This window comes from Mycobacterium sp. NGS22 (genome assembly GCF_059813095.1).
On record NZ_JCALDY010000012.1, the window covers coordinates 1 to 21,870 of the forward strand.

21 protein-coding genes are annotated in these 21,870 nt (G+C 67.5%); 12 read left to right on the plus strand and 9 right to left on the minus strand.

Annotation, left to right across the window (positions count from 1 at the left end; genetic code table 11):
• Nucleotide 1 precedes the first annotated feature (1 nt).
• Nucleotides 2–907, minus strand: coding sequence for a peptidylprolyl isomerase (locus AC5Y47_RS13210; protein ID WP_499944443.1), 906 nt, complete (start codon nucleotides 905–907; stop codon nucleotides 2–4).
• Between the two features lie 43 nt (nucleotides 908–950).
• On the opposite strand from AC5Y47_RS13210, the gene AC5Y47_RS13215 reads away from it, so the two are divergent.
• From AC5Y47_RS13215 to AC5Y47_RS13230, 4 genes are all read left to right on the plus strand, one after another.
• Nucleotides 951–1,613: an MBL fold metallo-hydrolase gene (locus tag AC5Y47_RS13215; protein ID WP_499944444.1), complete on the plus strand. Its 663-nt coding sequence runs from the start codon at nucleotides 951–953 to the stop codon at nucleotides 1,611–1,613.
• The gene (gene hisS, locus AC5Y47_RS13220; RefSeq protein WP_499944445.1) at nucleotides 1,610–2,872 is read left to right on the plus strand and encodes a histidine--tRNA ligase; all 1,263 of its coding nucleotides are present in this window, start codon (nucleotides 1,610–1,612) and stop codon (nucleotides 2,870–2,872) included. The genes AC5Y47_RS13215 and hisS overlap by 4 nt, the downstream gene beginning before the upstream one ends.
• Nucleotides 2,873–3,103: 231 nt before the next feature.
• Complete coding sequence (locus AC5Y47_RS13225) at nucleotides 3,104–4,306, plus strand: PE-PPE domain-containing protein (protein ID WP_499944446.1); 1,203 nt, start codon at nucleotides 3,104–3,106, stop codon at nucleotides 4,304–4,306.
• Nucleotides 4,307–4,349: 43 nt separating this feature from the next.
• Nucleotides 4,350–5,378, plus strand: coding sequence for an Rv2578c family radical SAM protein (locus tag AC5Y47_RS13230; RefSeq protein WP_499944447.1), 1,029 nt, complete (start codon nucleotides 4,350–4,352; stop codon nucleotides 5,376–5,378).
• Between the two features lies 1 nt (nucleotide 5,379).
• On the opposite strand, the gene AC5Y47_RS13235 is transcribed toward AC5Y47_RS13230, so the two are convergent.
• On the minus strand, nucleotides 5,380–6,927 hold the full coding sequence (locus AC5Y47_RS13235) for a purple acid phosphatase family protein (RefSeq protein WP_499944592.1): 1,548 nt from the start codon (nucleotides 6,925–6,927) through the stop codon (nucleotides 5,380–5,382).
• Between the two features lie 97 nt (nucleotides 6,928–7,024).
• Between AC5Y47_RS13235 and AC5Y47_RS13240 the strand changes: the two genes are divergently transcribed.
• A complete protein-coding gene (locus AC5Y47_RS13240; RefSeq protein WP_499944448.1) occupies nucleotides 7,025–7,468 on the plus strand; it encodes an Rv2576c family protein in 444 nt (147 codons plus the stop codon).
• A gap of 4 nt (nucleotides 7,469–7,472) precedes the next feature.
• Here the strand turns inward: AC5Y47_RS13240 and AC5Y47_RS13245 are convergent, their stop codons facing one another.
• Nucleotides 7,473–7,988 (minus strand): helix-turn-helix domain-containing protein, encoded by a 516-nt coding sequence (locus AC5Y47_RS13245; RefSeq protein ID WP_499944449.1) that lies wholly within the window; start codon nucleotides 7,986–7,988, stop codon nucleotides 7,473–7,475.
• A 49-nt stretch (nucleotides 7,989–8,037) separates the two neighbouring features.
• Here AC5Y47_RS13245 and AC5Y47_RS13250 point away from each other — a divergent pair, with 49 nt between their 5' ends.
• Together AC5Y47_RS13250 and AC5Y47_RS13255 are read left to right on the plus strand one after the other, a co-directional pair.
• On the plus strand, nucleotides 8,038–8,823 hold the full coding sequence (locus AC5Y47_RS13250) for an aldolase (RefSeq protein WP_499944450.1): 786 nt from the start codon (nucleotides 8,038–8,040) through the stop codon (nucleotides 8,821–8,823).
• Between the two features lie 13 nt (nucleotides 8,824–8,836).
• A complete protein-coding gene (locus AC5Y47_RS13255; RefSeq protein ID WP_499944451.1) occupies nucleotides 8,837–9,709 on the plus strand; it encodes a dihydrodipicolinate synthase family protein in 873 nt (290 codons plus the stop codon).
• Here the strand turns inward: AC5Y47_RS13255 and ypfJ are convergent.
• The 3 genes from ypfJ to AC5Y47_RS13270 are packed head-to-tail and all read right to left on the minus strand — an operon-like array spanning nucleotide 9,706 to nucleotide 12,035.
• Nucleotides 9,706–10,587 (minus strand): KPN_02809 family neutral zinc metallopeptidase, encoded by an 882-nt coding sequence (ypfJ, locus tag AC5Y47_RS13260; RefSeq protein WP_499944452.1) that lies wholly within the window; start codon nucleotides 10,585–10,587, stop codon nucleotides 9,706–9,708. The genes AC5Y47_RS13255 and ypfJ overlap by 4 nt on opposite strands.
• A 45-nt stretch (nucleotides 10,588–10,632) precedes the next feature.
• A complete protein-coding gene (locus AC5Y47_RS13265; protein WP_499944453.1) occupies nucleotides 10,633–11,136 on the minus strand; it encodes an SRPBCC family protein in 504 nt (167 codons plus the stop codon).
• A gap of 11 nt (nucleotides 11,137–11,147) precedes the next feature.
• Nucleotides 11,148–12,035: an oxidoreductase gene (locus AC5Y47_RS13270; protein ID WP_499944593.1), complete on the minus strand. Its 888-nt coding sequence runs from the start codon at nucleotides 12,033–12,035 to the stop codon at nucleotides 11,148–11,150.
• 54 nt (nucleotides 12,036–12,089) lie between these two features.
• Between AC5Y47_RS13270 and aspS the strand changes: the two genes are divergently transcribed.
• From aspS to AC5Y47_RS13285, 3 genes are read left to right on the plus strand one after another with little or no spacing between them, the layout of a single operon-like run.
• Nucleotides 12,090–13,892: an aspartate--tRNA ligase gene (aspS, locus tag AC5Y47_RS13275; RefSeq protein WP_499944594.1), complete on the plus strand. Its 1,803-nt coding sequence runs from the start codon at nucleotides 12,090–12,092 to the stop codon at nucleotides 13,890–13,892.
• Nucleotides 13,889–14,317 (plus strand): nitroreductase family deazaflavin-dependent oxidoreductase, encoded by a 429-nt coding sequence (locus AC5Y47_RS13280; protein ID WP_499944454.1) that lies wholly within the window; start codon nucleotides 13,889–13,891, stop codon nucleotides 14,315–14,317. Before aspS ends, AC5Y47_RS13280 begins: the two co-directional genes overlap by 4 nt.
• Nucleotides 14,318–14,345: 28 nt before the next feature.
• Entirely contained in the window at nucleotides 14,346–15,440 is a 1,095-nt protein-coding gene (locus tag AC5Y47_RS13285; protein ID WP_499944455.1) for an FUSC family protein, read from the plus strand.
• Here the strand turns inward: AC5Y47_RS13285 and AC5Y47_RS13290 are convergent.
• Together AC5Y47_RS13290 and AC5Y47_RS13295 are read right to left on the minus strand one after the other, a co-directional pair.
• The gene (locus tag AC5Y47_RS13290; RefSeq protein ID WP_499944456.1) at nucleotides 15,412–15,801 is read right to left on the minus strand and encodes an MmcQ/YjbR family DNA-binding protein; all 390 of its coding nucleotides are present in this window, start codon (nucleotides 15,799–15,801) and stop codon (nucleotides 15,412–15,414) included. The genes AC5Y47_RS13285 and AC5Y47_RS13290 overlap by 29 nt on opposite strands.
• 50 nt (nucleotides 15,802–15,851) lie before the next feature.
• Nucleotides 15,852–17,090 (minus strand): esterase/lipase family protein, encoded by a 1,239-nt coding sequence (locus AC5Y47_RS13295; protein ID WP_499944457.1) that lies wholly within the window; start codon nucleotides 17,088–17,090, stop codon nucleotides 15,852–15,854.
• Nucleotides 17,091–17,190: 100 nt separating this feature from the next.
• On the opposite strand from AC5Y47_RS13295, the gene AC5Y47_RS13300 reads away from it, so the two are divergent.
• Entirely contained in the window at nucleotides 17,191–18,114 is a 924-nt protein-coding gene (locus AC5Y47_RS13300; RefSeq protein WP_499944458.1) for a transglutaminase family protein, read from the plus strand.
• Nucleotides 18,107–19,135, plus strand: a complete 1,029-nt coding sequence (locus AC5Y47_RS13305; RefSeq protein WP_499944459.1) for a zinc-binding metallopeptidase family protein — start codon at nucleotides 18,107–18,109, stop codon at nucleotides 19,133–19,135. The genes AC5Y47_RS13300 and AC5Y47_RS13305 overlap by 8 nt, the downstream gene beginning before the upstream one ends.
• A 67-nt stretch (nucleotides 19,136–19,202) precedes the next feature.
• On the opposite strand, the gene AC5Y47_RS13310 is transcribed toward AC5Y47_RS13305, so the two are convergent.
• Nucleotides 19,203–21,860: a circularly permuted type 2 ATP-grasp protein gene (locus AC5Y47_RS13310; RefSeq protein ID WP_499944460.1), complete on the minus strand. Its 2,658-nt coding sequence runs from the start codon at nucleotides 21,858–21,860 to the stop codon at nucleotides 19,203–19,205.
• Nucleotides 21,861–21,870 lie beyond the last annotated feature (10 nt).

Sequence of the window (21,870 nt, forward strand, 5' to 3'; positions counted from 1 at the left end):
GCTAGTCCGGCAGCAGCGAGGTGATGGTGACGTCGACGGCGGGCCGCGTCATGTCTCCGGCTCCTTCGACACCACCCGCGGCGATCTTGTCCAGGGTCGCCAGCCCGTCGGGCTGGATGGTGCCGAAGACCGTGTAATCCGGGGGTAGCGCGGAGTCGCGGAAGACCAGGAAGAACTGACTTCCGTTGCTGTTGGGCTGTTGAGAGTGCGCCATGGCCAGCGTGCCCCGCGGATAGATGGCGAGCTCCTGGAGCTTCTTGTCGTTCGGCGGGAACTGGTTGGTGGGGAACTCGTTGGCGAAGGAATACCCCGGACCCCCCGTACCGCTACCGGTGGGGTCGCCGCACTGCAAGATCGACAGTGCCGGCGAAGCGACCATCCGGTGGCACTTGGTGTCCTTGAAGAAATTCTGCGTGGCGAGGCTGATGAAACTGTTTACCGTGCAGGGGGATTGGTTGTTGGCCAGCATCAGCCCGATATTGCCCTGGTTGGTCGACATGCTGACGCTGATCTGGGCGGGTTCGGTCGGTACCTTGCCGGTGCGGGGCGGTTTGACCTCCTTGGCGGCCTTCTCCGGCGTCGCAGGGTACTGGCAGTTGGCACCCAGGTTGGGCGGCGCCTTGAACTGAGGCAGCGGCACGGCGTTGCCGAGCTGCACGGGCGGCAGATTGGCTGCCGATGGTGAGGCGGGTGCCGAACTGCTCGGCGTGCTGGACGCCGTCGGCGTGCCCTTGTGGTCGTCCTTCATGAACACGACGACGACGACGGCGACGACGACGGCGACTACTGCGGCGGCGGCTGCGGAGATCAGCCCGATGCGGCGTCGCTTGGCCCGTTTGGCGCGGGTTTCTATCTGCCGCTCGAGTTTGCGCTTGGCTGTGGCACGTCGCTGTTGGTTCGTTGGCACGGCCGCCATCTTTCCATGGCTCCGGGGATGGGAAACTGGGACGGTGTTGATCACCGGATTTCCCGCCGGGTTGCTGCAATGCAATTGCTATGTGCTGGCCGAACGGCCAGGAACCGACGCCGTCATCGTCGACCCGGGCCAGCGGGCAATGGCCCAGCTGCGGCGCATCCTCGACAAGAACCGGCTGACGCCGGCAGCGGTGTTGATCACGCACGGACACATCGACCACATCTGGTCGGCGCAGAAGGTCTCCGACACTTTCGGTTGCCCCACCTACATTCATCCCGAGGACCGGTTCATGCTCAAGGATCCGATTCACGGCCTCGGGCCGCGGGCCGCGCAGCTGTTCGCCGGCGCGTTCTTCCGCGAACCCAAGCAGATCGTCGAACTGGACCGGGACGGAGACAAGATCGACCTCGGCGGCATCTCGGTCAACGTCGACCACACTCCTGGGCACACCCGGGGCTCGGTGTGTTTCCGGGTTCTTGCCGACAAGGATCTGGTGTTCACCGGAGACACGTTGTTCGAGCGCTCGGTGGGCCGCACCGACCTGTTCGGCGGCAGCGGCCGGGACCTGCTGCGCTCGATCGTCGACAAACTGCTGGTCCTCGACGACCAGACCGTGGTACTTCCGGGGCATGGCAACACCACGACCATCGGCGCCGAACGTCGCTTCAACCCGTTCCTCGAAGGTCTGAGCCCGTGAGCGATTTCGCTGCCCCGAAGGGCGTTCCCGACTATTTCCCGCCGGACTCGGCTGCGTTCGTGGCGGTGCGCGACGGGTTGCTCGGAGCCGCCCGGCGGGCCGGTTACGGCCATATCGAGTTGCCGATCTTCGAGGACACCGCGTTGTTCGCACGCGGCGTGGGCGAATCCACCGACGTGGTGTCCAAGGAGATGTATACCTTCGCCGACCGCGGCGACCGCTCGGTGACGCTGCGTCCCGAGGGCACCGCCGGCGTGGTGCGCGCGGTGATCGAGCACGGGCTCGACCGCGGCACGCTGCCGGTGAAGCTGTCGTATGCGGGCCCGTTCTTCCGCTACGAACGGCCGCAGGCCGGCCGGTACCGGCAGCTGCAGCAGGTCGGTGTCGAGGCGATCGGCGTCGACGATCCGGCGCTGGACGCCGAGGTGATCGCCGTCGCCGACGCCGGGTTCCGCTCGTTGGGGCTGGACGGGTTCCGCCTCGAGGTCACCTCCCTGGGTGATGACAGCTGCCGCCCACAGTATCGAGAATTGTTGCAGGAGTTCCTCTTTGGGCTCGACCTCGACGAGGAGACCCGGCGCCGGGCAGCGGTGAATCCACTGCGCGTGCTCGACGACAAGCGTCCCGAGATCAAGGCGATGACGGCCGATGCACCGGTGCTGCTCGACCATCTCTCCGATGCTGCCAAGCAGCACTTCGACACGGTCCTGATGCACCTGGACGCCCTCGGTGTCCGCTACGTCATCAACCCCCGGATGGTGCGCGGTCTGGACTACTACACCAAGACCACATTCGAGTTCGTGCACGACGGGTTGGGTGCGCAGTCGGGCATCGGCGGCGGCGGTCGCTACGACGGCCTGATGCGCCAACTCGGTGGACAAGACTTGTCCGGCATCGGATTCGGGCTGGGTGTGGACCGGACTTTGTTGGCGTTGAAGGCGGAAGGCAAGAGCGTGGGGGAGACGTCGCGCTGCGACGTGTTCGGCGTGCCGTTGAGCGACGCGGCCAAGCTGCGATTGGCCGTCCTGGCCGGCGAGTTGCGTGCCGCCGGTGCCCGTGTCTACCTGGCCTACGGTGACCGAGGACTCAAGGGCGCGATGCGGGCCGCGGATCGCTCCGGAGCGCGGCTTGCGCTGGTCGCCGGAGACCGTGACATCGACGCCGGGACGATCGGCGTCAAGGATCTGCAGTCCGGCGAGCAGGTTTCAATTGCAGTCGATTCGGTTGTCGCCGAGGTAATTTCGCGGTTGGCGAAATAGCAAGCCGTTCTTTGCCTCCTACGTCAACTGCATGCACCACGCCGAAAAACCACTCAAACCCGACGACGACGAACCCGAATGACGCCACGCCTCAAGCACTTTGAATACATTTCGCGCATGGGCGAGAGAAACCCGATTTTCACGACTTCGCGATTTTCAACCGCGTCAGACAGGTAGGCTCACAGCCGCTATTCGAGGGTACGAGCCCCTCGTTGGCTCGAGGAGGCTCCGGTGGCGTACGTCGTGGCGGCGTCTGAGCTGTTGACGATCGCCGCAGCCGAGCTTGACGCGATGGAGGCGGGCCTCGGCGCTGTGAGCGCCGCAGTCGCACAGCCCACTTCGTCGCTGGCGGCCGCGGCGGCCGACGAGGTGTCGACCGGCATCGCTGCCCTCTTCGGGTCCTTCGGCCGGGAATTCCAGGCGGTTCAGGCCGTCGCGGCTCAGTTCCATCAGCGGTTCGTAGCCAACCTCGCGGCGACGGCGTCTGCGTATCTGGGCACCGAAGCTGCCAACGCCGCTGCGGCGGCGAGCGTGCGGTTGACGATCCCCGGTGCCGGACCGCTCTACAATCCGCAATTCCTCCTCCGCCTTCCTTACCTCGGACTGCCGCTACTCGCCGGCGGGGTACCGGGCCCGCTGTCGGCCTCCCTCCTGCAGGCCTACGACCTGCTGAACTTCGCCATCGGCGGGAACTGGTTCCCCGGCAGCGTCGCCCAGGTGGTCAATTACCCCGCCAGCATGGGCATTCTGAGCGGCAACCTGCTTGCTCCCGGCGTCAACGAGGCCGTCGCCATCGGACAGTGGGCACTCAACGGTCAGATCCTCGACGCGCTAGCCGCCGCCAATGGTTCGCCGGTGCAGGTTGCCGGGCTGTCGTTGGGCTCGATCGTGCTGAACCGCGAATTGGCCTATCTTGCAACTAATTTGAGCGCACCACCGGCTCATGCGTTGCAGTTCACCATGTTCTCCAATCCCGAATTGGGACTGTTTCGCACCTATCTTCCGACCGGCGCGACTCTGCCATTCGTCGATTACACGGTGCAGGGCTTGGCGAATACCCAGTACGACGTCAGCGTGGTGTTCGGTCAGTACGACGGATTCGGCAATCCGCCCGACCGGCCGTGGAATCTTCTGGCAGTGGTGAACGCGCTGTTCGGCACGGCGTACCAACACAACACGGTTTCGCTCGTACCGCTGTCGGATGCGGTGCAGTTGTCCAGCGTGACGACGTCGACGGGCGGCACGATCACCACCTATATGGTGCCCGCGCCGACGCTTCCGATGCTGCTCCCGCTCGCTCAACTCGGTGTGCCGCAACCGATCGTCGGCACCCTCAACTCACTGCTGAAGCCGATCGTGGACGCCGGCTACTCATCCGTCACCCCCGGAGCCGGACCCTACTTCTCCGGGGGATCCCTCGTCGGGTTGCTTTGACACCGCACTTGACGTCGTATCGAACTATTGTTCGAATAGGAGTATGCGTTGGGCCGATCAGGCGGTAGCTGTCAACGGGGAGCCGGTTGACGACGGTGCTCTGCCCGGGCTGCAGCGCGTCGGTCTGGTCAGAAGTGTGCGGGTCCCGCAGTTCGAGGGCATGACGTTCCATGAGGTGCTGTGCAAGTCGGCGCTGAACAAGGTGCCCAACGCGGCGGCGCTGCCGTTCAGCTACACCGTCAACGGCTACCGCGGCTGCTCCCACGCATGCCGCTATTGCTTCGCCCGCCCCACCCACGAGTACCTCGATTTCGATCCCGGCGCCGACTTCGACACCCAGGTCGTGGTCAAGACCAACGTCGTCGAGGTGCTGCGCCGGGAACTGCGCCGCCCGTCGTGGCGTCGGCACACCGTCGCGCTGGGCACCAACACCGACCCGTACCAGCGCGCCGAGGGCCGCTACGCACTGATGCCGGGCATCATCGCGGCGCTGGCCGGATCCGGGACGCCCATGTCGATCCTCACCAAGGGCACCTTGCTGCGCCGGGATCTTCCACTCATTTCCCTAGCGGCACAACAGGTTCCGCTTTCGGTGGCAGTGTCTCTGGCGGTCGGCGACCCGCAGCTGCACCGCGACGTCGAGCCGGGCACCCCCACGCCGCAGGCGCGGCTGGCGCTGATCACCGCGATCCGTGAGGCCAACCTGGACTGCCACGTCATGGTGGCACCCGTACTGCCGCACCTGACCGACTCGGTCGAGCACCTCGACAGCCTGCTCGGGCAGATCGCCGCCGCGGGAGCAACCAGCGTGACGATCTTCGGCCTGCACCTGCGGGGTTCCACCCGCGGCTGGTTCATGGCCTGGCTGACCCGCGCGCATCCCGGGCTGGTCGGCGTCTACCAAGAGCTGTACCGCCGGAGCGCGTATCTACCCCAGAGCTACCGGGACATGCTCCGCGACCGCGCCCGCCCGCTGCGGGCGAAGTACAAACTGGGCGCCGACAGCCGGCCGTCGACCCCACCAGCCGAAGTCGCGGTGATGCCCGAACCCGCGCAGCAGGCGCTGTTCTGAGTTAGCCGCGGCGTGGTTTGGTCAGGGTGAACTGATCGACCGCGGTCACCGCACCGTAGGGCCCGTTGACCGCGTAGTACGTCGCCTTGATCGAGGTGTTGCCGCCCGGTGGCCCGGGATCGACGTCGAATGACACGAAGCCGTACGGATTCTGCCGGTCCCGGAACGCCGACCAGGGTGCGTCTTCCATCACGTAGATCGGCTTTTTGTGTCCGTTGTCCGGGTCGATCTCGCCGACACCGGTGATCACGCGGCACCGGAGGTCGGGAAAAAACCTGCCGTTGGTCGGTCTCGAGGTGCCGCCCCCGCCGATCACGAGGTGCACCGTCCCCCGGGTCGGGTCGATGACGTCGGTGCGCAGGTCGACGGGGATCGGGGTCCGCGTGTCGGTGCCCATCGAGCCGCGCAGCGGATGCGAACGCTCGTAGTGGTGTTCGTGGCCGCACAACACCAGATCGACCTGGTGCTGGTCGAACAACGGCAGCCAGTCCTGCCTGATCCCCAGATCGGCACCGTTGGCCTCGGCGGTGGATATCGCCGTCTGATGCATGCAGACCACCAGCCAGTCGATGTCCGGATCGCGCCGCGCGGCGGCGAGTTCGCTTTCCAGCCAACGCCTTTGCTCACCGCCGGAGTAGCCGCGCACATAGGAGTTGCCGCCGTCCTGATAGGTCACGTCGTCGTTCTGCAAGACGATGACCCGCACCGATCCGGCGGTGAACGAGTACCACAGCCCGCGTAGCTCGGCACTGGCGCCGGAGTCCGGCACCGCGAAGAACGTCTGGAAGGCGCCGTAACCGATTGGGCCGTTGCCCTTTTCGTTCTCGTGATTACCCGCGGCCGGCATCCACGGTCGGTAACGCGCGGAGCGGGTGTTGTTCTCGAACCAGTCCGACCAGGTGCGGACGCGATCGCTGGCCAGGTTCGCGTAGCACAGGTCGCCGTTGACGAGGTTGAACAGCGGAGCCAGGCGTTCGATCGCGACGGTGGTGTCGCCGGCCGCGGGTGACCCGATGTGGTCGTTCACATACCTGCCGTCGGTCAACTTGTCCAGTCGCGGGGTCGACTGGTCGCCGAAACTGGTGAAACGCAGCGGCTTTCGCCCGGACGGCGCGGTACGTACGGTGCCCAGCTCCGGCGTGGTGCCGTCGTGCACCGCGGCGTACACGTAGTCGGTGTCCGGCGTCAGCCCGGACAGCCGCGCGTGATTGACGCGAATCTCGGTGCCGGATTTGCCATCCCGGTAGGTCCGCGTCTCGGCGGCCACGACGCTGCCGAAACCGCCGGTCGGTGTGCCCAGCATCACCCGCGGGTTGCGCACGGCGTCGGAGGTGTGCCACGACACCACGACCTCGGTACCGGCGTTGCGGCCGAACTGCAGATGCAGACCGCCCACCGGCGGCGCGCCGGTGCGATCGGGCTGGTACCAGACACCGGGCCCGCGTGAATCCGACAGCAACGCGGCCCCGCCCACCGCGACGCCGGCACCCACGATGGCCGAGGCCGCACCCGTCGTCAGCAAGGTGCGCCGGCTGATGCCCGGATTCATGTCGTTCACGCCCGCTTCATACCGAAGCCAAGCGAATCGCAGGTTAACGGTGCTCGACTCGCGTAGCGCCGGTAACGAATCCGGTAGCGTTTCCGATATGACGAACGTGCGAAAACTGGCAAGCGCGGTCGCAGCGGGCTTCCTCGGCGCGGCTGTGGTGGCGGCGACTCCGCCCGCGGTGTCACACGCGGATCCGACCGGACACCAGGTGACTTACACCATCACCACCACCGGCAACCTGACCGGCAACCTGCGCTACATCAGCAGCGATCCGCCCAGCCAGGCGGCTTTCGACGCCAACTCGGCGCAGTTCCTGACCACCGTGCCGACGACGTTCAGCGGTGGGGAAGCACTGGTGTACAACGCGACGTTGGCCAACCCGAACCAGTGGGCGTTCATCGCCGCCAGCGGCTCGTGCCGCTGGCCGGACTGCAGCTCGGGAGCCATCGCCGAGATCAAGTGCCAGATCGCCGTCGACGGCCAGGTGGTGGTCACCCAGCAGGCCACCACGGCTGTGACGTGCGCGACACGCCCCTGGTAGCTGCTCAGACGGTGTCGTTGTGGGTGACGACGACGACTTGCGCCGGCGCGGTGCCGACGTCCCGTAGTTTGTGCCCGACCGAGGCGTCGAAGTAGGCGCTGTCGCCGGTCTCGAGGGTGATGGTCTGGTCGCCGTAGCGCAGTTCGACGGTCCCCGCGTGCACGAAGACGAACTCCTGACCGCTGTGTTCGGGGTGCGGATCGGCTGAGACGGTGCCGGCGGGTCGAACCACGAACGGCGACATCGACTTTCCGAGCAACGTCGGGGCCAGGGCGCGGTAGCGGCCGGCGTACGGGTCGGCGCGGTCGACGGTGATCTTCTCCTCGGCCGCTTCGTCGGAGAAGAGCCGGCCCACGTCGACCTCGAGCGCCCGGGCGACTCTCAGCGCCACCGCGATCGACGGTGTGCTGTGGCCGCGCTCGATCTTGGACAGGTAACTCTTGGTCAGGCCGGTCTGTTCGGCCATTTGCTCCAGGGTGAGGCCGCGTTGTCTGCGGACGGCTCGCAGTCGTGCAGTCACCCGTCACCCCTTAATGACACAAAGTTTCCTATCGAGTACATTGTGTCATATGGCGTCCACGTTCACGGAGTCGAAATCCGAGTTGATGCGTCAGGCCCAGCAGCGACTGGACGCAGAATCCTTCGAGGCCCGGCTGACCACCCGGCAGAAGATCGCCCTTACCTGCCGGGCTCTGTTCGACGCCGGCCACGATTCCGGGCTGGCGGGTCAGATCACCGCACGCGACGAAACGCCCGGAACGTATTTCACCCAGCGGTTGGGTCTGGGGTTCGACGAGATCACCGAAGACAACCTGTTGTTGGTCGACGAGGATCTCAACGTCCTCGAGGGCACCGGAATGGCCAATCCCGCCAACCGTTTTCACAGCTGGATCTATCGTGCACGCCCCGACGTGCAGTGCATCGTGCACACCCATCCCTTCCACGTGGCCGCGTTGTCGATGCTGGAAGTGCCGTTGATCGTCTCGCACATGGACACCACGCCGTTGTACGACGACTGCGCTTTCCTCGCCGAGTGGCCGGGTGTGCCGGTCGGCAACGAAGAGGGCGAGATCATCACTGCAGCGCTGGGCGACAAGAAGGCGGCGCTGCTGGCCCATCACGGGCAGCTGGTGGCCGGCGCCAGCGTCGAGGAAGCGTGTTCACTGGCGGTGCTGATCGAACGCGCCGCCAAGCTGCAGTTGGCCGCCATGGCCGCGGGCACCGTCAAGGCGCTGCCCGACGATCTGGCCCGCGAAGCCCACGACTGGACCCTGACGCAAGCGCGTAGCCGGGCGAACTTCGCCTACTACGCGCGCCGCGCGCTGGCGCGCCACCCGGACGCGCTGAGCAACTGAGAGGAGCAGGTCCGTGCCCACGATCCACGGCATCATCGCCTATCCGGTGACACCGTTCGCGCACAACGGAATTGACACCGATCGGCTCACCGCACTGGTCGACCGGCTGGTGTCCGCCGGGGTCCACGCGATCGCCCCGCTCGGCAGCACCGGAGAACTGGCCTACCTCGACGAGGCGGAGTTCGACACCGTCGTCGACACCACGATGAGCGCGGTCGACGGCCGGGTGCCGGTGATCGTGGGCGTCTCGGATGTCACCACCGCCAAGACGATTCGGCGCGCCGAGTATGCGCAGCAGGCCGGCGCGGATGCGGTGATGGTCCTGCCGGTCTCGTACTGGAAGCTCAGCGATCGCGAGGTCACCGAGCACTACCGCAGCATCGGCGCGTCCATCGGGATCCCGATCATGGCGTACAACAACCCGGCCACCAGTGGGGTCGACATGAGTCCCGAACTGCTGGTCGGCATGTTCGACAGCATCGAGAACGTCACGATGGTCAAGGAATCCACCGGCGATCTGTCCCGGATGCGCCGTATCGCCGAACTCAGCGGCGGGCGGTTGCCCTATTACAACGGCAGCAACCCGCTGGTGCTCGACGCGCTGAAGGTGGGTGCGTCCGGATGGTGCACGGCCGCACCGAATCTGCGCCCGCAACCGTGCATCGATCTCTACGAGGCGGTGCGCGGCGGCGATTTGGACAAGGCGCAGGCTCTTTACGACGACCTCAAGCCGTTGCTGCAGTTCATCGTCGCCGGGGGCCTGCCCACCACCGTCAAGGCCGGTCTGGAGCTGCTCGATTTCCCGGTCGGGGATCCGCGCGCCCCGCAGTTGCCGTTGGACGAGCAGGGCCGCACCGAGTTGCGGGAGTTGCTGGCCGCGCGTTAGCCCAGGTCGTTGGTGCCGAAGGTGTCGCACTTGTTCGGCTCACCGGTCTGATATCCGACGGTGAACCACTTCTGGCGTTGGGCCGAGGAGCCGTGCGTCCAGGACTCCGGGTTGACGCGTCCGTTCACCTGCTCCTGGATGCGGTCGTCGCCCACCGAGGCCGCTGCCGACAGCGCGTCCTGAATGTCCTTGTCGCTCAGCGGATTCAAATACGGTTGGCCGGTGCTGTCCTGCTTGACGGTCGACGCGTAATGCGCCCAGACGCCGGCGTAGCAGTCGGCCTGCAACTCGGTGCGCACGCCGCCGCCCTTGGCGCCCTGCGCACCCGACTGAGCCCGGCCCAAAGTGCCCTGCAGGTTCTGCACGTGGTGACCGTACTCGTGCGCCACCACATACTCTTCGGCGAAAGGTCCACCGCTGGAACCGAACCGGTCGACCAGAACCGAGAAGAAGTCGGTGTCGAAGTACGCCGTCTTGTCCACCGGGCAGTAGAAGGGCCCGACCTCGCTGCTCGCCGCCCCACATCCGGTGCTCACCGTGCCGCTGAACAACCGCATCTTCGGCCGGGAGTAGTTGGGCATCAGCTGTTTCCACACCGCGTCCAGTGAGTTGCCGGTGGCCACCACGCGACACTGCACGTACCTGTTGGCGTCGGCGCCGGTCTTGCATTTGGCCAAGTCGAAGCCCGGCGCCACGTCGCCACTGGTGTCGACGGGCTGCTGGCTGACCACCCCGCCGGGGTCGACGCCGAGCAGCATCGCGACCACCACGATCAGCAGTCCGCCGATGCCACCACCGATGGCGATCCGCCCCCCACCGCCGCCGCCCGAGGACGACGCGGCGCTGGTGTCGATCCGCATACCTTCGTTGAAGGTCATCGCACGCTCCCCGAGTCTGAGTTTGGCTACCCGCGCCGGACCAGCCTATCGCTGCTGCGCTGAAGCGAACCGAGTGTCGGTGTACGTGCGCAGGTTACGCAGGAATCGGCGCAGGCTCAGGTTCAACAGCGGGCCGAACACCCGCATGCCCAGCCCCGCGCCGCGGGCCGGTTGCTGGGCCATGGTCCAGGTCAGCCGGCAGCCACCGGGAATGACCTGCACCCGGTAGTCTTCGGCGAACGCGGCGACCGCTTTGGTCGAGCACTCGTTGAAACGAAAAGCCATGTGGGTGAACGGCTCCCACGCGATGAACTCTTCATTCCCGACGATGCCGCCGCGCATCTCGACGACGCGTGTGGTGCCGACACCGCGCGGCTCCGGGCTGGTCCAGGTGACCTTGGTGATCACCTTCGCCCAGCGTGGCCAGGATTGCGCGTCACCAAGAACCTCGAACAACTGCTCGGGCGTGATGGCCAGATCCACGCTGTTGCGGAAGCGGTACGGCGCGGTGTCGATGAAGCTCAGGTCGACGCGTTCGCACGGGTGCATGACTGCAGACCCTAGCCGGGACCCTCACTCGCGGCCGCCAGCAGCGGCACGATGACATCGCTGATCGGGGTGGCCAGACCGTGCGCGCGGGCCTTTCGCGCGATCACGCCGTTACGCAGGTCCCATTCCAGCGGCCGGCGCTGCTCGCGGTCGGCCAGGATCGAGGTGCCCATGTCCTCGGGGACCGTCCGGAACGAACGCACCAGCTGCTCGACGACGTCGTCCCCGAGCCGGGCGCCCTCGGCGCGGGCCACGGCCAGGCATTCGGCGACGTAGCGCCGGGACAGTTCGGCGACGTCGTCGCGCCGGAACATGCCCGAGCGCCGCCCGGTGAGGACCATCAATCCGGCCAGTGCGTTGATCAGCAGCTTGCGCCAGTTCACCGTGTCGAAGTCGGGGTCGCAGTCCACCCGGCAGCCGGCTCCGCGCAGCAATTCGGCCAGATTCTCGGCGGCGGTCCCGGTCGGCAGCACCAGCGCCGCCTGGCCCCGCAACCGCACCCAGCCCTGCGGCTGGGTTTCCGCCGAAAACCAGACGCTGCCGGGAACGACGGTCGAGTCCGGGCAGAGCGGCTGCACCTGCTCGACCTGCTCGACACCGTTCTGCAGCACGGCGACCACCGTGTCCTCGCCGCACAGCCGGTCCAGCCACCCGGCTGCGGCCTGATTCTGGGTGGATTTCACCGCCAGCACCAACAGGTCCACCGGGCCGGTCACCGATTCGGGATCGGTGCACACCGGGCCGGGCACCACGATGGCGTCCGCGCCGTCGGGCCGCAGTTCGAGGTGGTCCCGTGGTGTGCGCCCGCACACCGACACCGGGTGGCCGGCCGCGTGCAGCAGCGCCGCGATGGTCGTACCGACGGCACCGGGACCCACGAGTGCGGTTTTCGTTGAGATACAGGCAAAGTACCGCGACAGAACCGGCCCTTTAGACTGGGCAGTCAATCAGCCCTGGATAGAGGAGTTTTTGTGCTGCGCAGCCACGCCGCCGGATCGCTTCGGGAAAGCGATGCCGGCCAGCAGGTGACGTTGGCCGGCTGGGTGGCCCGCCGGCGCGACCACGGTGGCGTCATCTTCATCGATTTGCGCGACGCGTCCGGGGTGACGCAGGTGGTGTTCCGCGATCCGCAGGTGCTGACTCAGGCGCACCGGTTGCGTGCGGAGTTCTGTGTGGCGGTCTCCGGCGTGGTCGAGGTCCGCCCGGAGGGCAACGCCAACCCCGAGATCGCCACCGGCGACATCGAGGTCAACGCCACGTCGCTGACCGTGCTGGGCGAGAGCGCCGCGCTGCCGTTCCAGCTCGACGAGCCCGCGGGGGAGGAGCTGCGGCTGAAGTACCGCTACCTGGACCTGCGCCGCGACGGCCCGGCTGCGGCAATTCGGTTGCGCTCGAAGGTGAATGCGGCGGCACGTTCGGTGCTGGCGAGCCACGATTTCGTGGAGATCGAGACGCCGACGATCACCCGGTCCACTCCGGAGGGCGCGCGTGACTTCCTGGTGCCGGCCCGGCTGCGCCCCGGGACCTTCTACGCGCTGCCGCAGAGCCCGCAGCTGTTCAAGCAGCTGCTCATGGTGGCCGGGATGGAGCGCTACTACCAGATCGCGCGCTGCTACCGGGACGAGGACTTCCGCGCCGACCGGCAGCCCGAATTCACTCAGCTCGACATGGAACTCAGCTTCGTCGACGTCGAGGACGTGATCGCGATCTCCGAAGAGATCCTGACCGCGCTGTGGGCGCTGATCGGCTACCAGATTCCCAGACCCATCCCGCGGATGACCTACGCCGACGCGATGCGCCGGTTCGGTTCCGACAAGCCCGACCTGCGGTTCGGCCTCGAGCTCGTGGAGTGCGCAGAGTTCTTCGCGGACACCACCTTCCGCGTCTTCCAGGCGCCCTACGTCGGCGCCGTGGTGATGCCGGGCGGGGCGTCCCAGCCGCGCCGCACGCTGGACGGTTGGCAGGAATGGGCCAAGCAGCGCGGGCACCGCGGCCTGGCCTACGTGCTCGTCGGTGACGACGGCACGCTGACCGGTCCGGTCGCCAAGAACCTCTCCGACGCCGAACGCGACGGCCTGGCCGCGCACGTCGGTGCCGGCCCGGGGGACTGCATCTTCTTCTCCGCCGGCCCGGTCAAGACGTCCCGCGCGTTGCTGGGAGCGGCGCGGATCGAGATCGCCAGCCGGCTCGGGCTGATCGACCCGGACGCCTGGGCGTTCGTCTGGGTCGTCGACCCGCCGCTGTTCGAACCCGCCGACGACGCCGTCGAGGCCGGTGACGTGGCTGTCGGATCGGGAGCGTGGACGGCGGTGCACCACGCCTTCACCTCGCCCAAGCCCGAGTTCCAGGACGTCTTGGGAACTTCCGACACCGACCCCGGCAGCGTGCTGGCCGACGCCTACGACATCGTCTGCAACGGCAACGAGATCGGCGGCGGGTCGATCCGTATCCACCGCCGCGACATCCAGGAGCGGGTGTTCGCGGTGATGGGTCTGGGCAAGGCCGAAGCCGAGGAGAAGTTCGGATTCCTGTTGGAGGCGTTCACCTTCGGCGCTCCGCCGCACGGCGGCATCGCGTTCGGCTGGGACCGGATCAACGCGCTGCTGTCCGGGGTGGAGTCCATCCGGGAGGTCATCGCGTTCCCCAAGACCGGCGGCGGCGTCGACCCGCTGACCGATGCGCCGGCACCGATCACCGCCCAACAGCGCAAGGAATCGGGAATAGACTTCAAGCCCAAGCCCGTTGACGGGGCATGACGTTCCCGGACTCCGAGACAATCAAGGCGTTCAACCAGGCCATCGCCGACGAGTTCCGCGCCAACGAAGGCAAAGTCGGCGGCCAGTTCGCCGACGCGGACATCCTGCTGCTCACCACGACCGGCGCCAAGTCCGGCCAACCACGGCTGTCGCCGCTGGCCTACTTCCGCGTCGACGGCAAGCTCATCATCATCGGATCGTTCGCCGGTGCCGACGTCAACCCGGCCTGGGTGCACAATCTGCGCGCCAACCCGGCGGCCCACGTCGAGGTCGGCACCGAGGCGTATGAGGTGGCCGCGCGCGAGTTGACGCCGCAGGAGCGCGACGAGATCTTCCCGCAGATCACCGCCGTGGCCCCCGGTTTCGCCGAGTATCAAGCCAAGACCAGCCGGGTGATTCCGCTGTTCGAGCTGCGGCGGGTGTAGCCGAGCGCAAATGAGGTAAGTCAGCGTGATGCCCGAATCGCTGCTTGCCCGGACCTTCGGAGTCGGGGCCGCCGCTGTCCAGCGCCTGCGGATCGCGCTGTGGCCGATCATCCAGACCTCGGTGGCCGCCGGACTCGCCTGGTATCTCACCCACGACGTGCTGCACCATCCGCAGCCGTTCTTCGCGCCGATCGCGGCCGCGGTGTGCATGTCGGCGACCAACGTGCTGCGCGCCCGGCGGGCCGCCCAGATGATCGTCGGCGTCAGCCTGGGAATCGTGCTCGGCGCGGTTGTGCAGGAACTGTTGGGCACCGCGGGGCTGGCGTTCGGGGTGGCGGTCTTCATCGCGTTGTGCTTCGCGGTCCTCGTCGGCACCGGGTTCATCGCCCAGGGCCTGATGTTCGTCAACCAGACCGCCGTCTCGGCCATCCTGGTGCTGGCTTTCGCCCACACCGCGGGCATGGTCGGCGAGCGCATCTTCGACGCGCTGGTCGGGGGCGGTCTGGCCATCGTGTTCAGCTTCCTGCTGTTCCCCGCCAACCCGGTCACCGTGCTGGCTACCGCACGCTCGGAAGTACTCAGCGCGCTGCACGAAACTTTCGAAGAGATCGCCCGGGTGCTGAGCGATCCGGAACACGTCGCGCCGGACTGGCTGCTGGCCCGCGTCGACCTGCTGCACAACCAGATGGGCGCCCTGACCGAGGCGCGCAGCACCGCCCGCCTCATCGTGCGCCGGGCACCGCTGCGGCTGTCCATGCGCAAGACCGTCGACGTCGTCGACCAGCAGGCGGCCCGGCTGGGGTTGTTGGCCAGCGCCGTGCTGCAACTGGCCCGGACCGTCCGGGCGCCGCTGTACCCGCGGCTGACCGAGCCGTTGCGCGCCGCGGTCGGCGAGCTGGCGCAGGCGGCGTCGGCCGCGGATTCCGACGCCGCGACGGCCTGCGAACACACCGCCGCGGCCCGTGTGCACGCCGACGACCTGAAAGCCGCTGCGCAAACCCGGACCGAGGTGGTGCTCGCTGCGATCGTCGGAACCTGCATCGACGACCTGCAAGCGGTGGTCGACTGTCCCCGGTCCGTGACCGGGGCCGGCGTCACGGCGACTGGGCGAGAAACTCCTTGACCAGATGCTTCGGCGCCTGCGTCAGCCAAGCCTCGGTGATCACTTCGCGGAGTTCCTCGACCCCGATCTCGGCCAGCCGGACCAGCACCGCCGCGTAGCCGTCGAAATGCGGCGTGGTGAAGTACACCTCCGGCTCGTCGGCGATCAACGCGAACTTGACGCCCTCGTCGGGCACCCGGACGCCGAGCAGGTCGCCGGACGGCGGCCGGATACCGCTGCGGGTCAGCGCTTCGACGTCGGATTTACGCAGCGGCCGCTCCCACGCCATCAGCTTCTTGCCGACCCGCCAGTCGTGCGGTGCCTGCTCGGTGGTCAGCGGCAGCTCACCGACGATGCGGGCCACGTCGTCCCAGGTGGCCACGTCTTTGATTGTGCGCGCGGCCGCCCCGCTACGGAACGGTTATCGACGAACTAACCCGCAGACGTCAACGCCGGCGGCTGGCTGAGCCACGCCAGCAGTTTGTCGTAGACCAGCGGATGGTTGAGCAGGTCGAAGTGATTCAGGCCGGTCAACGTCAGGCCGTGCGCCGCCTCGAACGGAACCCGCCTGCCGCGACCCCGTCCCGAAGCGCTGCGCGGACGCACCAGGTGGTCGCCCATCAGCAGACCGAGCGCCCGCGGCGCGGCCGTGGTGGAGACGAAGTGGTAGACCGCGTCGGGCAGAAACGGCACCTCGCGGCAGCGATCCTGCAGGAACTCGTCAGGGTCGCAATCCCGCCAGTCCTCGTCGAGCAGCGCGCCGTACCGCAAGTCCTTCACCCCGGCGCTGCGCGTGTTGAGAAACGTGGCCAGACCGCGTGTTTCGGGCAGATGCGACAGTGCCCAGGACGCCGCGTTGACACCCTTCTCCAGGTCGGCACCCAGGTGCGGGGAACCGAGGCAGACCACGTGCCGTACGCCGGCGGTCCAGGCCTGTTCCTGTTCGAGCCCGTAGTGGCAGGCGCTGCGGGCCACCAAGCCGCCCATCGAATGCCCCACCAGGGCGACTTCCTGCACCGGCACCGGCCACAGCGCGTGCAGTCGGTCCAGCAGGTCGGCCAGGTCCCGGCCGTTCTGCGAGATGTGGTGGCCGCTGTTGTAGCGCACGAAGACCGGTGTGAAGCCGAGGTCCTTGCGCAGCCGCTTGCCGTACGGGCGCAGCGGTTCGCCAGTGCGTGGCGGGCGCCACCAGGACCGTTCGGTCATGCACCAGCCGTGGGTGAAGACGACGACCCGGCCGGTGGCCTTGGGGAACGCCTCCGCGAGGGACTCCGCGGTCAGCGCGACCGGTAGCCGCTTTCGGCGGACCTGCATGGTGAGGGCGAAGCCGTTGGACCGGTTGGTCATCTCGTCGCCGTAGATGCCGTTGATCGCCGCCAGCGCGCCGGCGATCCGGGGCCGTAACTCGACGGTTTCGTCCTCGTCGTTGCTGATCGTTTCGGCGGCCAGTGCGCCGGCGCCGTAGAGGGATCGCCGGACCGCGCCGTCGACCGCGCAGTAGATGGTCTTGGCGGTGGTGTCGTGCACCAGTTGCACGGGTTTGGCCGCTGGACCGATCGAACCGAAGATGCGACTGGCGATTCCGCGATGCACGTCCCGGACCAGCGTGGTCAGCACCCGGGTGCCCTCGCCGGCCAGGTCGGCCAGCGATCGAATCTCTTGTCCCTGCACGACGAACTCCTTCCTGCGTTCAGTAAACAAGTGTTCACAATTCCTCCGTGTCGCGCAACCCGATCGGAACGGACCGCGATTTCGCAGTAGGTTTGGGCGTGTGACGGACTCTCGCGACACCAAGCGCTACCGGGTCACGCACCGCACCGAATACCGCTACTCCGACGTGGTGACAAGTTCGTACGGCCGCGGTTTCCTCACCCCGCGCGACTCGTTGCGGCAGCGCTGCGTCGCGCACCGGCTGGTCATCGACCCGGGCCCGGCCGACAGTTCCACCAGCCGCGACACCTACGGGAACCTCAGCTGCTACTTCCACGTCACCGAGCCGCACCGCAGCCTGAAGATCACCAGCGATTCCATCGTCGACGTGGGCCCGCCGACCTCGGGGATGTACACGAGCGGACCGGCGCTGAAACCGTGGGAAGCCGCCCGGCCGGTCGGGACGCAGGGCGCCCTGGCAACTGACTTCACGCTGGACCTCACCCCGGCCGAGATCACCGACGAGGTGCGCGACTACGCCGCCCCCAGCTTCGAGCCCGGCCGGCCGTTGGTGGACGTGCTGCGCGACCTCGCTTCACGGATCTTCCACGACTTCGCCTACCGCTCCGGATCGACGACCGTTTCCACTCGCGTCAGGGAGGTTCTGATTGCCCGCGAGGGGGTATGTCAAGACTTCGCCAGGCTGGCGATCGCCTGCCTGCGCGCCAATGGGTTGGCGGCCTGCTACGTATCCGGGTATCTGGCCACCGACCCACCCCCGGGAAAGGACCGAATGATCGGCATTGACGCCACTCACGCCTGGGCTTCGGTGTGGACGCCCCAGCAGCCCGGCCAGCACGAGTGGATGGGACTCGACCCGACCAACGACGCGCTGGTCGACCAGCGTTACATTGTGGTCGGCCGCGGTCGTGACTATGCCGACGTGCCCCCGTTGCGCGGCATCATCTACACCAACTCCAAGCGCAGTGTGATCGACGTCGGGGTCGACGTCGTCCCGTTCGAAGGGGATGTGCTCGATGCGTGACTTCCACTGCCCCAACTGCGGCCAGCGGCTGGCTTTCGAGAACTCCGAATGCCTGAATTGCGGTAGCGCCCTTGGGTTCTCCCTTGACCAGATGGCACTTCTGGTGATCGCGAAGAAAGACGAAGACGACCACGCCGGTGCCGTCGCTGCCGCCGACTACCAGTTGTGCGCCAATCTGTATGTGGCCGAATGCAATTGGCTGGTCCCGGTGAATCATCCCGGCGGTCTGTGCGAATCGTGCTCGCTGACCATCGAGCGCCCGAACGACGACGATCAGGTGGGGCTGCCCGAATTCGCCCGCGCCGAGGCGGCCAAGCGCAGGCTGGTGGTGGAACTGCGCGAACTGAAGCTGCCGATCATCGGACGCGACGAGGATCCCGACTACGGGCTGGCCTTCCGGCTGCTGTCCAGTGCGCACGAGAACGTCATCACCGGTCACGAAAACGGTGTCATCACACTGGATCTGGCCGAAGGCGACGACGTGCACCGCGAGCAGTTGCGGGTGGAGATGGAGGAGCCGTACCGCACCCTGCTGGGCCATTTCCGTCACGAGGTCGGCCACTACTACTTCTATCGGCTGATCAGGTCGCCGGAGTACCTGGAGCGGTTCAACGAGTTGTTCGGCGACCCGGACGCCGACTACCAGGCCGCGCTGAATCGGCATTACAGCGAGGGTGCGCCCGAGGGTTGGCAGGAGAACTTCGTCTCGTCTTATGCGACCATGCACGCCGCCGAGGACTGGGCCGAGACGTTCGCCCACTATCTGCACATCCGCGACACGCTGGACACCTCGGCGTCGTGCGGTCTGGCGCCGGCGGCGGCGACCTTCGACCGGCCGCCGTTGGGGCCCAGCGCTTTTCCCACCATCATCGAGATGTGGCTGCCGCTGTCGTGGTCGCTGAACATGGTGAACCGGTCGATGGGTCACGACGACCTGTACCCGTTCGTGCTGCCGCCGGCGGTGCTGGACAAGATGCAGTTCGTACACACGGTGATCGACGAGACGACGTCGCAGCTCTAGCGCGAGCAGACGCAAAAGCCCCCATTTCGTGCCGAAATGAGGGGCTTTTGCGTCTGCTCGCGCAACGTTAGGCGGGCATCGTGCGGCGCTCGTCGGGGCCACCCCACAGGGGCTGCATGCCACCGGGCAGCGCCAACTGCGTCGCGGCGAGCGCGTCGGCCAGGTCGCGCAGCGCGGCGTGCACCCAGGTGAGCAACTCGGCCAGCTCCTCGCGATGGCCGTCGACGAGCTCTTCCAGTTCGGCGGGATCGGATCGGCGCAACCGGGTGCCGATCTCGTCGACGATGCGTTCGGGGCGCGACGATCCCGACGAACCGGGCAGGTCTTTGAGGTTGGCCCGCAACCGTTCCAGCTGATAAAGCAGCGACCGCGGGTTCTGCGGGTCGAACAGCATCAGATCGGTGACCGCGGCGACGCTGACCTTGCCCAGCGTGCGGCGTCGGTAGATCACCGAGGACTCGCAGGCCATCAGCGTCGCCTCGACGATGGACTGTTCGGCGACGGTTCCGCGCACGGTGGTCAGCGTGTCGGCCAGCAGCGCGGTCAACCACAGTCCGCGCTCGATGCGTTTGCCGATGTCCATCATCGTCCAGCCGACGTCGCGGACCATCGACTCGCCGGCCACTCCCGACAGCGTCAACATGCCGGCCAGCGCCTGCGACTGGGCGGCGGCGAGCAGGGCATCCGCTTCGGCCAGCGACTGCGGCGGATCGGCGCGAAGCGCCACGGCGCGTTCGACATTGGCCAGCACCATCCAGGTGTCGTTGGACAGCTGGTCGCGCACCGCCCGGGCCGCCAACGCCAGACCTTCCACCGATTGGATCAACGATCCCGGACGGGCCAGGTCCACGGTCATCGACCACAGCGTCGACGGGGTCACCGCGATCATCTCGGCGTGATCGCCGCCCGCCCCGGTGTCGGTGCCGGTGATGCGGCCCAGCGCCGCCATCAGCACCGGGACGCATTCGCTTTCCTCGCTGTCCTGGTGGTGCCGGTAGACGTGGTAGCGCTCCCGCGCGACGATCAGCAGCCGGGCCATGTTCTCCGCACGTTCGCCGTAGCGCCCCATCCAGAACAGATCCGACAACACCCGCGGCGAACTGACCCCCCAGGTGCCCGCGCCGGTCTTGACCGGTTGCGGCGCCGACGGCAGGCTGACCGTCTCGGCGGTCGCGCGCTCCGTCGGGCGCACCCAGACATCCTTGGCTGCAACGGTTTTCATCGTGTACCCGGCCGGCCCGGGGGCCACCACGTAGCCCAGGCCGCCGATCATCGGCGCATAGCCGCCGCGTTGGGCGACGGTGAACAACCGCATCCCGACACCCCCCGAGGACAGCACGCCAGCATGATCGGTGGGCGCGGTGGAGAACGTCGGCAACTGCTGACCGACCCAGCGCCACGGCGCGGTCTCGATGCGGGCAGCCAGCCGGCTCAGCTGCGCGGACGAAAGCGTCGGCCCGACAACGGTTTCCCCGCCGTCTACCGGCCTGATCAACAGCGACGACAGATTCGCCAACACGTGGGAGAGCTCGGCTGCGATGCCTCCCCAGTAGACCGGCGTGGTCTGCAGCAGCGGCTCTTCGCCCAGTAGGCGCTCGGCCAACTCGGGCAGAAATCGAAGCAGCCCAGGGCTTTCCAGGAACCCGCTGCCCAGCGTGTTGACCACGGTCACCGCGCCCCGGTGCAGCGCCTCGACGAGTCCGACCACCCCGAGCCGCGAATCAGCGCGAAGATCCAAAGGATCCACGTAGGCCGCGTCGACCCGGCGCAACACCACATCGACCTGTTTCAGCGTGCCCAGCGAGCGCATCCACAACTTGCCTTCGCGGACCACCAGATCCGCGCTCTCCACCAACGGGAACCCCAGCAGCGTGGCCAGATACGCCTGGTCGAACGCGGTCTCGGAATAGATCCCGGGGCTCAGCACCACCACCACCGGGTCCTGCACCACGTCGGGCGCGGCGTCGATCAGCGCCAGCCGCAGCGCCTGGGCGAACGGCGTGGTCGCCCGGGGCGCGATCCGTTCGTAGAGGTCGGGGATCGCGTGTGCCAGCACCCTCCGGTCGGCCAACGCGTAGCCGGCGCCCGACGGTGCCTGGGTCCAGTCGGCGTTGACGCAGAAGCTGCCGTCGGAGAGCCGGCTGACATCGCAGCCGTGCATGAACAGCTGATGGTGGCCGGGCACCTTGATTCCGGTGGCGGGCCGCAGGTAACCCGGGTGGGCGAACACCAGCTGGGCCGGCAACAAACCCTCGGTCAGCAGGTTGCGCGGCCCGTACAGGTCGGCCAGCACGGCGTCCAGGAGCCGGGAGCGCTGCACCAGGCCGGCTTCCAGCACGTCCCAATCGGCGGCGGAAACCACCAGCGGCAGCGTGTCCAGCCGCCACGGACCGGGCTCGGGACCGTGCCCGACGGGCAGTTCGCGGGCGGCCTGGGCGTCCGAGACCCCGGTGTAGGTGATGCCGTCGTGGTCGATCAGGCTGTGCACCACCGAACGGAGCCGGTCCAGTCCACTGCGGCCGCGCTCGCCGATCGCGTCGGCCAGCTCGTCCCAGCCGGGCCGGATGTTGCCGTCGGCGTCGACGAACTCGTCGTAGCCCACGCCGGGACCGTCGCGCAGTTCGAACAGCGCCTCCTGGGTGCGGGCGGTGCGGTACCCGGCCAACAGGCGGTCGACGTCGTAGCGACGGTCCCCGGCGACCACCGCCGACCCACTCACGCTCATGCCGACTGTC